The sequence below is a fragment of the Halobacteriovorax sp. HLS genome, assembly GCF_004006665.1.
Lineage (GTDB): Bacteria > Bdellovibrionota > Bacteriovoracia > Bacteriovoracales > Bacteriovoracaceae > Halobacteriovorax.
The window spans coordinates 104,606-117,241 of the sequence record NZ_QOCL01000012.1 but is presented as its reverse complement, the minus strand read 5'-3'; the positions used below and the strand labels follow the sequence as shown (position 1 = coordinate 117,241).

The 12,636-nt window shown below is 36.5% G+C and carries 8 protein-coding genes; 6 read left to right on the top strand and 2 right to left on the bottom strand.

The window, feature by feature from the left end:
* Positions 1 to 195: 195 nt before the first annotated feature.
* The 6 genes from DPQ89_RS12915 (at position 196) to DPQ89_RS12890 (ending at position 10,042) form a co-directional block, all read left to right on the top strand.
* Positions 196 to 5,346 carry a hypothetical protein gene (locus DPQ89_RS12915; protein ID WP_127717440.1) on the top strand — a complete coding sequence of 1,717 codons (5,151 nt, stop codon included), beginning with the start codon at positions 196 to 198 and terminating at the stop codon, positions 5,344 to 5,346.
* A gap of 58 nt (positions 5,347 to 5,404) precedes the next feature.
* Positions 5,405 to 6,130 (top strand): hypothetical protein, encoded by a 726-nt coding sequence (locus tag DPQ89_RS12910; RefSeq protein WP_127717439.1) that lies wholly within the window; start codon positions 5,405 to 5,407, stop codon positions 6,128 to 6,130.
* Entirely contained in the window at positions 6,127 to 7,110 is a 984-nt protein-coding gene (locus DPQ89_RS12905) for a hypothetical protein (RefSeq protein ID WP_127717438.1), read from the top strand. Before DPQ89_RS12910 ends, DPQ89_RS12905 begins: the two co-directional genes overlap by 4 nt.
* Before the next feature lie 62 nt (positions 7,111 to 7,172).
* Positions 7,173 to 8,540 carry a S8 family serine peptidase gene (locus DPQ89_RS12900; RefSeq protein ID WP_164848392.1) on the top strand — a complete coding sequence of 456 codons (1,368 nt, stop codon included), beginning with the start codon at positions 7,173 to 7,175 and terminating at the stop codon, positions 8,538 to 8,540.
* A 116-nt stretch (positions 8,541 to 8,656) separates the two neighbouring features.
* Complete coding sequence (locus DPQ89_RS12895) at positions 8,657 to 9,568, top strand: hypothetical protein (RefSeq protein ID WP_127717436.1); 912 nt, start codon at positions 8,657 to 8,659, stop codon at positions 9,566 to 9,568.
* Positions 9,569 to 9,625: 57 nt separating this feature from the next.
* Positions 9,626 to 10,042, top strand: a complete 417-nt coding sequence (locus DPQ89_RS12890; protein WP_127717435.1) for a DUF523 domain-containing protein — start codon at positions 9,626 to 9,628, stop codon at positions 10,040 to 10,042.
* Here the strand turns inward: DPQ89_RS12890 and DPQ89_RS12885 are convergent.
* Both DPQ89_RS12885 and DPQ89_RS12880 read right to left on the bottom strand, forming a co-directional pair.
* Positions 10,039 to 11,499: an ATP-binding protein gene (locus DPQ89_RS12885; protein WP_164848391.1), complete on the bottom strand. Its 1,461-nt coding sequence runs from the start codon at positions 11,497 to 11,499 to the stop codon at positions 10,039 to 10,041. The genes DPQ89_RS12890 and DPQ89_RS12885 overlap by 4 nt on opposite strands.
* Positions 11,500 to 11,648: 149 nt before the next feature.
* Positions 11,649 to 12,482 (bottom strand): flagellin, encoded by an 834-nt coding sequence (locus DPQ89_RS12880; RefSeq protein WP_127717433.1) that lies wholly within the window; start codon positions 12,480 to 12,482, stop codon positions 11,649 to 11,651.
* Positions 12,483 to 12,636: the final 154 nt, after the last annotated feature.

Genomic DNA, 12,636 nt, shown 5'->3' with positions numbered 1-12,636 from the left:
CAAATACTACTCAAAAACCTTTTAGTATCAACCAATTAGGGACCTACTATAATCCTGCTATTATTTGACTAAAACACAATGGTTTCACCTTAAAATAGATAGAGAAGATTATTTTTCCGCCTCAATATTTCTGAGGTCAAAATTTATGAATCACTTCTAAATACCCGATTAGTGAATCAGGAGAATACTAATAAAATGCTTAAAAACGGATTTTTAAAAATATTCATTTTGATTTTTTCAGTAACACTTTTTTCTTGTGTTGAACAAGGAACTAGCACTAAGAGAAGATCATCGAATTCTGCTTCTGCAAGTTCGGGTGCGGAAACGTCAGCTCCAACTGATACTACTGAATTATACTGGTACTTCAATGGTCAAAAGATTGAAGGAATTGTAACCATTAATCAAGATATTCAAACTGTTGCCTATGTTAGAGGTAGCTCTATTCACGACTACCTTGATCAAAATAGTAATTATAATAATCAATACTGTATGGCATTTTCTTATAATGTCGGTACTACAAAGAATATGCTAAAAGTTAGAGCTGTTCCTATCTCTATAACTAATTTCTCAACCAACACTAAAGAAAGATTACTAAGAGTTGATTTTATAGAAAACTCCATTAACTCTTCACAATGTTCAGGCTCAGTTAAGCTCTATACTTCTGCTGGAAATGAAGATCCAACAGTAGTAAATCCGGCCTACTCACCTAGTGATTTATGTACTAATTGTTACAATACATTCACATCAACAAATATCGCTCTATATAAGTTAGAACTTGGTTCTATTTCAGATAGCACTATTGTTGATAGTACGACTTCACTAACTAAAGGACTTAATTTAGCAATCAACCCCGCTAATCTTGCAACAGACCCTGTTGGAACTTGTTCAAATACAGAGTGTAATGCAAAGGGGTTCGACTGTTGTCTGAATGGTCAATGCGTTAAAGATGCAGCAACAAAACCAAATGTTAATCAATCAAGTGCTGAGTATATCCAGTCGCAAGCTGAAATTGCTAATGACCCACTAAACTTTTTAAAGTGGCCAGACTTATACTTTGTTTGCCCAAATATTGTTAGACCTACTCCTCCAATCACCACTCCTGATGATCCTGCAGTGGGAGCAGATGAGAGATTCCAAGCTCTGTTAAAGCAATATAATTGTCTTGAGGGTGTAAAGCTTGAAACGCCTGACTACAGTGCCTGTGAAGCAACATTTGATACAGCTGCGTACGAAATTATCAGAGATGATGTTTGGGATAAATGTGGGTGTGATGCCGTAGGAGATGATCGATTGATAAAATGTCCTGACTATGGATTAAAACCTATCTTAGATGAATTTGATAATATTAAAGAAATAGTTTGTGATATACCACAACCACCTTCATCACCGGCACCTACTCAGTACTTGAACACTCCAGTTTCAGTGAGATCAATCCCTCACAGATTCTATGACACAAATGGTGTTCTCTGGGATGATGTCGCAGATATTAAAGACAAGTCGACATTACAAGAAGGACAAGTTTTTAGTTATACAGATGTAGTAAGTAAGGCCGATCCAGCAAAGACTCAGTTTAGTATGAATGCTGTATTAGGTTCAGTAAATCTAAATCTTTCGACGGCCGCTCCAGCAAAGATGCTTAAAGTTGATTTCGATCAAACCTATGTCATAACCGTTAATACAGGTTACTACACACCTTGCCCTCAATGTGCAGACGATGCTTGGTTTACGACATTTAAATCAAGACCAAGCTCTTACAATGGAACTGGTCTTCAAAGTTCAGGCTACACTACTTCTAGAGATACCTATGGTAATAACCTTACTAATGGAAACTATGAAGATACTATTTTTGGAAGAGCTTGCTGGTTACCTCCGACAATGATTCCTCTAACTCATATGAAAGGTGCTAACCTACAGGCCCAAAGACAGAACAGATTACAAACTCAGGCCGCACTATATATAAACGGATATCAAAGAGATTGGTTTGGATTTAATCAAGGAGCACTCATTGGTTCATTCAATGGCGTTAATTGGTTTGCGATTGGCAAGGGAAGAAGGATTACTTCTACTTCCGAAAAGTTATACCTCGCTATAAATGCTCCATTTGCTGACCTCGCAGATAAAACAGACTTACTCGTAAATGTTGTTACTGACCAAGGTGGAGGAACAGCAGCAGACTACGACTATGACCCTTCCCTAGCAATTACAGACTCTAGACAAAATCAAGGTGGCTCTTGTCAAGAAAACCATCTGTGTTCAGTTGATTCAGATTGTATTCAAAAACTTGGATGGGAATATAGGTGTGCAGATATTTCTCAACACAAATCAAAGTGGCCAGTTCATGACATTAATGCAAATGAAAAAGTTAATGAAGAAAAAGAATCTCTAAACTTTTCTGAGATCATCACTGGAGCAAGAGCATCAACTACGAAGAATAGATGTGTCTACAGAGGGATTGGTTCTCTTTGCTCAACAAATCCAAGTTCAATAACCTCTACTCAACAACAAAAGCTCTTTCAATGTGCACCAAACTTCTACTGTGCTCAACTACAAGAAGACGAGTTTAACTCTGAGATTGTACGTACCCCTAGCCAGATATCAAATATTCTCTATGGTCAAGAAGCTGATGTTTTAGGAAGACCGAAGGACTATCTCGCTGGATCTGAAGCGAGATCTCTAGAGTCGACCTTGAAGGTGAATACAGACGGAACGACTTCTGTTGATGATTCACAGGCTCCACAATCTACAATTATAGATCAAATTAAAAATAACGCTGCCCTTTATGCAGGACTAGATGTTAATTCACTAGGACTTTGTAAGCCTGGTAAAGATATTAGCCAAGTCCTTCAAACCGATATGCAAACAGCTAAAGACACTAATGGAAGAGCTGATTATATTAATCAAATTTCATCTTGCGATAGCTCAGATACTGACTATGGCAGTAGAACTCGCGCCTGTCCTGTATTCGATACTTATGGAAATATCGTTGAAAATCCTTCAACTCAACAAACACGAATCCAAAATATGTGTGGAGGAGCTGCTATATCAGATATTGGTGGTACAGAGAAGTCTGTTTTCTTTGAAATTGAATCAGACCCAGTAGCAGTTCTAGCAGACCTACTTCAACCAAAAATTGCTAAAGATGCTTGCCTTAGAAAAGCTGGATCTTACTGTCAGACAGATCTAGACTGTGGTCCAAACAAGCTACATGCTCAAATGGCCCTATTCTATGATCAGTCATATTTTGGAGGAACAGAGGCAGAGCATAAGTATTGGCAAGAATATCTTGTATGCGGACAGGGACAACCTAAGCCATCTTTTACAAGTGACAGTTTTGATAGTTACGATATGTCTCAAAATAGATGCTGTAGAGAGACTGGAAAAACTTTAACAATGTTCACTCAAACTACTAGTACAATTGTTAGTCCAAGCATATCTGGCTCCCCTAATCTAAATGCAAATCCATTTGATACAGGAATTACTCCTTCAACAGATGGAAGATACTCTAGATATTCAGTCGTAAACCATGAGAACTTCGGCTCAAGTTTTATACCTGTTAGTACACTTTCGCAGTCTTATAACACTCCAAAGGTTCTCGAGAGACAGGTTGGATACAATGCAACCACACCAAACTCAAGATTTCAATGGACTACAATGAATGAGACTGCCCAAAGAACCTGTTGCGGAAGAGGATGGGTTAGAAAGTTTGCCGATGGTACAAATGATTGGACACAAAAAAATAGATTAAGCTTAAATCCAACAGACTTTGCCTGCCTTAACACTAAGTCTAAGTTACCATTTATAACTGACCCAGAAGCTGAGTTAAATTTAGAAAGTGGTACTTACTACAGTGAGTACTCTAGGCTTTGTGCAGCTCCTGCTGATAATAATGGTTGTATTCAAAATGCAATTATTAAATCTACTGGATTTGAAATTGAAGCACCTACTAACGAGGCAACTGGTTTACTAACTCTTTCCACGCTACCGGACGAAGACCCTACTTCGGGAACTTTACTACAGGTTAATACTTTGAGTGTAAATAAACCATTTGTACCTACTCCATTTCAAAAAGCGAGTTCATTTGCCTCAACTGGTCCTTTCAACTATATGGCGTCACCAAATTTTGATCAGGAGTTTATCTCTATGATTCTTCCATCTTATATCTCTGCTCAAGATACAGCGGGAGTGATTACAAGCGTTGGACTTAAAGCGATCAGAGTCATTAAAATTACTGACGGTGGAGAAACATATAGAGGAGCAGTACCTCATGAAACAGCAGGTTTTGGTATTACAGCTGCAACAAACCTTGCTTGTAGCGCTGGTGCATCTTTTCCAAATTGGCCAGTAGAAGATACCTGGTGTCTTGAACTTAGAGATGGAAAAATCATTTTAAAAGTTTCTTCTACTGAAGAAGCTGCAACAAATGACCCAGGGCTAGCGACTCCTCTAGATAAGACAGATGATTTTACTTACGGTGGTATTGAAATTGATTTTCAAAGACAGAGTCAAGGACTTGCTACTGAACCAGGTAATGACTTATTCTATCTTAAGAAGCTCGCAAAACTTGAGCTTCTTGGAATTCCTCAAATCTACTTTGAACCGATCTATTGTAATAATGACAGAAATGAAACGATCCCAGGAGTCTATGAAGGTGTTACTACAGCTGCTCAGGTAGCAAGTGATGCTAAATGGTTTGACTACCCTACAAACTCTGGAAAAGGATATGATAATATCTACGAAAATGGTCCAACGGCAGCTCTAGATGGTGGAGAATATACTGGAACACAAAATACGAGAGTTACTCACGCTGATGGGATTGCCCGTTCGAGAATTTGGTCTGATTCAGAGTTTATGTGTTGCTTAAATCTTGGTCAAGAAACGGAAGATGCTGGACTTTGCTGTTCAGGTTATGCTCCGGATCCAGACTCATCAAATGGTAATCCAGACGCCAAGAGGACTTGTAAACTTCCAAGAGGTACAGACCTACATGTTTACTTTAATAAGTATGTATCTGGAGATGGTATGGGAGATGATCAACCAGGTGGTGGTTTATTAGAAACTGACTTCGTTCCTGAGACTGGTGAAATAAAGATGAACAACTCAGCTGTTGGAAAAGTTAAGGCGCTAGGAGCGGCTTATTGTGAATCTGGTGCAGTTAGAGGTGGAGCTGCTTTTGGTTACTTCTACGCGGAGCCAAATACTGGAAACTATTTCCAAAATGGTGATCTAGAAGATAGTAAAATGTGGTCTATCGTTGACTCTAATCAGGATTATGACGATGCTAACGATACTGGCTTTGTTAGATTCTTAGATGGGTATAGATGGAATAATCACGTTTACTGCGATTAGTTAAACTATTGTTTTTTTTGATAGACTCTCCCCTTTATAATAGATAAAATTTTAGATAATGAAATTTATTATCTGCTTTCTATTCATACTCAACATATACGCTGAAAAGGAATTCCTTCCTCATATGGCGATCCACGAAAATCTTGGCTGTCCCGAGAACTCTAAATGTTCAAAGAAGATGGGCCTTATTCATCAACAATGGGTTGAGATAGCCAAGAGCACACAGAAGAATAAATTAAGAAAATTACAGAGTTTTGCATCAAGCTTTGGTGCTCCAGTTTCAATATGGGGACTAAATAAGGCCGAAGCAAACTCTAGCTATATCATATGGGACTCTTCTTGTAAGAATCACAATCACGAAGAAAAACCCAGGATTACCTACGTCGATACCTTCGCCAAAGACTTCTCTGATTTACTAAATAAAACCGAAGAAGTGATCGTGCCTAAAGGACTAATCTTAGAAGGAAAAGGTAGAATTGTTAGTGTCCCTCTACTGAGGAGTGACGCACCTGTTTTACTGAGTAAAGACTCTGTTTTCTATATTCAAGAAAATGAAGGACTTTATTATACACTAGAGATTAAAAGATCAGGTAAGCTGAATATTATCAAAACACCCACTCCTACCAAACTTCCTGGAGAAGTTACGTGCCCTAAGGAGCTTGATGAAGCTTTCGCAGCAAGCTTTAATCCACCTAATCTCTACCTTGGTCACTTCTGCAAACAAATTTGGAATATCTCGACTAACTCGTATCAAGTAATGGCCCTTGGATGGAGTTGTAATTGAAATATTCAAAATTTTCAATCTGTTCCTATAATGTTGAAAACCTTTTTATTCCGCCTTACTCGAACCAGGAATGTTACAAGTTATATAAGTATGAAAAATCGAGTGAGAAAGTTAAAAAAGTTGCCGAAGCTATACTAGATATTAACGCGGAAATCATTTTCCTATGTGAAGTTGGTGGCATTGACTCGCTAAAGAACTTTGTGGATAAACATCTTGAAGATAAATATCATTACTCTTTAATTCCAGGCAATTCAGATAGAGGCATCGAGCTCGCCTACTTGATAAAAAAAGACCTTCCAGTTGAGTGCAGACATTATACTCACAAAAACCGCGAGCTAGGCTTTCTCTACCCTCATGAAGAAAAAGAAAATCAGCATCTCATTAGTCAACAACTTCCTCCCTTATATAATTCTCACTATCCATCTAGAGATATAGCTGAACTAAGGCTTTATTCAAATGACAGTGAGGTACCTTCTCTAATTCTCTTAGGGGTTCACCTAAAGAGTCACCTTGATAAAGAAGGAATTGATTTTGGTGGAAAACTCAGACGAAAAGCGGAGCTTGAACATTTAGTCTCAACCTATAATATTTTAAACAAGAGATATAATGGAGAAGTACCAATTATTCTTCTGGGCGATTTTAACGGCAATGCCTCTCTAAATAATCATGATGTAGAGTTTAAGAAGATTTATGAACAGGATGATCTTTTAGATACTCTAGAAATTATCAATGAACCTCAAGAAAATAGAGTAAGTATTCATATTTTTGAAAAATCCGGTAAAGACCTGTCATTACAATTAGACTATATATTCTTACCTAAATCCCTTCATCATAAAGTTAGGCCCAAAGAAAGCGGAATTTATAATTACAAGAACGACTACGGCGCTCCTCTTCCTAGGCCAACCTCAATATATGAGCGCTATCAACTTCCATCTGATCACTATCCAGTCGTTTGTACTCTTAACGACTTGAATATATAAACTATCAATCACTTAACGTTTCGCAAAATGACTTAATGTGTAATAAAGGCCATATTGCGATAATGAAAAATTCGATCATATCCTTTTTAATTCTCTTGAGTTCTAACTGTTTTGCTCTGAGCGCGGCCATTTTAGATAATGGAATCGACTACTCTCACCGCGACCTCCAATCTCGCGTAAGCATTAATTTTTCAGAAAGAGAAAATAATAGTGATGATGATAGAAATGGATATATTGATGACATTCGAGGATGGAACTTCATTGATATGAATAATGAGGTTTTTGACTTCAAAAGAGATTTAGAAATCTCTGATGATATAAAGCTATACTATGAACTAAAGGCAAAGAAGTCTTTAGGAACAATAACTGATGAAGAGTCCAAGACCTATTCTTTACTATTAAAAGATCAAGATCTTAAGAAAAGAAGAAAAGAGCTCACTTCATGGATTCATGGAACACACGTTGGTGCGATAGCGATAAACACTCACTACCTTCCAAAGGAGTTACGTGCCAGTGACATTAAAGTCCTACCAGTTGTTTACTTAGGAAAGGCCGTAAAGGGTGTCGCGAAGTCTCCGGATTTTTCACCTATTCAAACCAACAGCTTATCCAAAAAGAAATTACATATAAAAAAATATTGGCAAAAGTACCATTCTTGGCAAATAAATAAGCTAAGCTTAGCGGTAGACTATGCTCACAAGAAAGTTATTGTCTATAATGGTTCATTTGGACAAAGTTTTTCTGGTGCAACAGAGATGATTGCAAATGTTTATAAAGAACAATTTAAAAAAGAAATGAAAAAAGAAGAAGCAACTAAAGAAGCTAGGCTTTTCATGTCGAAACTTAATGCTTCTGCAAAAAAACTTTTTCATAAATATCCAAATAACCTATTTATATTTTCTGCAGGAAATAAGAAGCTCAATACTGATGAATACCTTCACTTCCCAAGTGGGGCAAATGCAAGTAACTCAATATCTGTTGGCGCTTCTTACAAAAGAAATACAATGGCGTATTTTTCAAATTATGGGAAAAACTCAGTAGACCTCTTTGCTCCTGGAGTAGCTATCTCTAGTGCCGTTCCTTATCAAGAGTATTTAAAGATTAATGGAACTTCTCAAGCGGCCCCTTTTGTAACAAATATTTCACTCATCGCTTTTAGCCTGGCACAAAAATTAAAGGTTTCCTTAGGACCTACTCAGTTAAGAAGAATACTTCTTGAGACAGTCGACAAAAGAGAAGATTTGAAAGATAAAAGCCGCTCTTCTGGAGTTATCTACCCAGAGAGAGTCTTTGACACTATTCGAAATATGAAAAGACATAGTCTGACTAATTCAATCAACAAAGCAATAAGAAAATGGCCTTCAATTCCTCTAGACAAAGAGGTTCAAAGCTACGAAGAAGCTTTATTTATCGACCTTCCAAGCAATTGAGATTATAGAGTAATGGAAAATTCTTCTTTACTCTATCTTTAGAAATGATTATCTAAAATTCACTCCACTATTACCGATAGGATAAATAGGAATATCTAATTGAAGGAGTGAGTTCCATGTTGAAAATAGATAAGAAATTTTCCATTTCAGTAATAAGTGTAGCAACCACTCTAAGTTGTATAACAGCTTGTTCATCAGGCTATAGCTATAGACGACCGGAGTCTATTGACGAAAAGATTAATCGCTATCAATCAAGAAATCAAAACGGTAATCAAGTTCCTAATATAAATGTTGGCGATTATAAGTTTGATCGCCATCATAAAAGAGGGCCTGCATCAGTTTCAACGAGAGCAAGCCAAAAAGACGAAGGATTAAACCAATATAATAACAAGAGACTTTACTTTCTTACTCTATTGTCTCAATACCAAGAGTTTTCAAAGTACTCAACTTCGGACTCAGCTCAGGCAATTAATCACTGCCCAAATTTTCACACAAGCTACCTAAACTATAAAGACGCTAACTCTATGGATGTCACAAAAGTTAGTTACAAAGTTCCATTTCCTGATCTTTCACTTTTAGAAGATGACTCGAAAGTTGCCAATTTTCCTGAATTCTTTTTACCGATGTCTAGCACTTCTACTCAACCTAGAGTTATTGATATTCTAAGAAATAGCAAGAAAAGCTCACAGGAAGTATTAGCAAGCATTCAAGAAGCAATTAATATTCATGTAAAGAAAACAAGTAGTGAAATACGTGAGCTATGTGACACAGGTTCAAGTGCAAATTACTATACTTACGAGAACCTAATTACCTATATCAAAACGAAGAAAAAGCTTGGCCCAAATAAAGAAGGTATGCAGATATTATATAAGACAACACTCTTCTCAAATATGGCCATCGAGAAATCTTTTAAGAAGTACCAAAAAGAAAAATCTAGAGGAATAGCTTCCTTTGCAAAGAAAGCAAGTTACGATAATGAAGTTATCAAAAGACTAGAAGTTCCATGGGCCATTGAATATTTTAAATAAATAAAATAAAGTAAGATGAGGATCCTTAGGGGTCCTTTTTTTTTGATAAGGAAAGATATGTCTGAAAAAATCATTGTAAGTGCCTGCTTAGCTGGTTTAAATTGCCGCTATGACTGTGCTAGCAAAGAAAAAGAAGATATCGTCAAGCTTGTAAAAGACGGTATTGCTATTCCAGTTTGTCCTGAGCAGCTTGGGGGCCTTTCCACGCCACGAGAGCCTGCTGAAATACAGCAAAATAGGGTCATAACAGCAACTGGTACTGATGTTACTGAAAAGTATGAGAATGGGGCCTTGGAGGCCTTAAAAATGGTCAATATGACAGGAGCATCGAAAGCAATACTAAAGAGCAAATCCCCTATGTGTGGTTATGGTGAAATTTATGACGGAAGCTATACTGGAAAGCTAAAAAAGGGAGATGGGGTTTTCACTAAATTATTAATAAAGCTTGGTATCAAAGTAGAAAGTAGAGACTAAGATTTTAGAGGCAATTCAAGTCTTATCGTTGTGTTTTTCATTGTGTTATCAATCCACAAATTACCTTTATGTTCCTGAGCAGATTTAGCAGAGATACTTAAACCTAGCCCAGTTCCCTCACCTATATCTTTAGTTGTAAAGAATGGTTCAAATATTTTAGATTGAATTTCATAAGGAATTCCACTTCCACAATCAATAACAGAAAAGATAACAAAGTCTACATTAACATTTACATCAATTTTAATCCAAGGGTTATCTGTAATTCCCTTCACTGCATCGACAGAGTTATTTATCAGATTAACTATAACTTGTGTGACCTGAACTTCTTTACAATGAATATTAAAGTCTTCAGGCAATCCATTGAAGTCTGTACTGATTTTAACGCCTTTTTGATGAAGTGAAATCTTACATAAATCAAGAACCCTCTCGACCATATCGTAAACATTTACATAGTCATATTCATCATGTTCAGCATCTCGTGACAACCTCTTTAGAGAGTCAATTGTCTTACACATTCTATCAATAGTCTTATTGATCATATTAGAAAAGTGAATTAACCTATCTTTGTCTATGGTATTTGCCTCAGAGAGATTCTTAATTTTCTTTCCACTAAACGCAAGAATAGTAAGTGGATTATTAATTTCATGAGCAATATTAGCGGCCATCTCACCGAGACTAGCAAGTCGTGCAGAGTTTATAGAAGCGGCCTTTTGCATCTGCAGTTCTTTTTCCTGCCTTCTAAGCTTATCATTCGTCTCAAGATTGGCCTTTTCAACTTTTTTAAGCATAAGATTTATCGAGTCATTTACATAGTCAAGCTCATCAGCAGTTTTGTGAGAGCGCTCAAACTTTAGTCGGTCAATATCAAGTGAATTAAGATCTACTGTTTTAAGAAAGCCAACAATTCGGTCTAAGTGTTTAGTTACCAATATTCTAAACAAGAAGAGCATTGTAAAACTAACCAATAATGTCTTAATAAACTGTGATAAAAAGAAAACAATTAAGCTTGAAATAAGGTTCTCTTTAATGTGGTCCTCAGTGGCCCAAACTTCAAGACGACCAATTGGAAGACCGTCAGCTTTTTGATCAAGAAATAATTTATAACTAGATGAAAATTTATCAATGTGAGAAAATTCTTCTTTTTCATTACGATAAAAAATCTTTCCTTCATCATCGTAAATACTAACAGCTATAATATCTCGAATCTTTAAAATTGAATCTATTTGTACCTGAATCTGTAAATCATCTAGATTCCAAAGAGATCTGGATAAGGAGGATGAATTAGAAGCCCCTATTTGATCGAGAGACTTATTAAGATAATTAATATCTTCTTTATATTCTAAATAATAGTGAAATGCAGTAGTCACAGAAGTGATTAAAGAAGATGCAAAAAGAATAGCAACCATCAGCTTTTTTCTAAGGGAAACGAATCTCTTAATTTGGGTTACTTTACTCATATTCATCTAAGTGGAATATACATTTCAAGCGTTGGTAAGTCTATCAAAAATATATTTAGTCTGTCTTCAACTAGGTGGGATAAACGGCTGTAATCAATAAAGAGGCCCCGCAATTGCGAGGCCCTTCATTAAATAATAATTGTCTAAAATTAACCAATTAGCTTTAGTGCTGCTTGACCTTGAGAGTTAGACTGAGCAAGTACTGAAGTACCAGCATTTGTAAGAATATTAAGCTTAGTATTCTTAGCTGTTTCAGCAGCAAAGTCAGTGTCTCTAATTCGAGAGTTTGCAGAACTTAAGTTCTCAGAAGTAATCTGTAGGTTGTTAACAGTTGAAGTTAATCTATTCTGCTTCGCACCTAGCTCTGCTCTTTGTCCAGATACCATTTGAATAGCATTATCAAGTGACTCTAGCCCTACTTGCGCATCTTCTTTAGAAGTTACACTTAGAGAATCAACCGCAAGGTTAGATACTGAAGAGTTTAATAATTGTGTATCAAATGAAATTCTATCTTGGAATTCATCGTTATTAATACCGATTTGGAAATCATACTTTTCACCAGCACCGTTAAGAAGTTTCTTACCGTTGAACTCAGTAACTTGAGAAATTCTTTCAATTTCTTGCTTCAAGTTTTGATATTCAAGATCAGTAAACTTTCTCTCAGTATCACCTACAGTATCAGAAGCTGATTGAACTGATAGCTCTCTCATTCTAACTAGGATATTACCAATTTCTGATAAACCACCTTCTGCAGTTTGAATCATTGATACACCATCATTAGCATTTCTTTCTGCCTGATTAGTTGATCTGATCTGTGCTCTTAATTTTTCTGAAATCGCTAAACCAGCAGCGTCATCTGCAGAACGAGTAATTCTTGTTCCTGAAGATAGCTTGTTTAAAGTGTTAGCTTGTTCTGTGTTGTTAGCGCCTAAAGTTCTTTGAGCCGCTAGAGAAGTTGTGTTAGTCGCAATACGCAAACCCATGGTTGCCTCCGTGTAGTAACGACTTTTCTTAAGTCTTGATCTCTAACCTTGAGGACCAATAAGCATACTGCTATGATTGTGTTAATGTTTGAAACTGTCAAATGACCCTTGTTTCAATACCTATTTCGGAGCTCATAAGAATTACTTAAGTAAA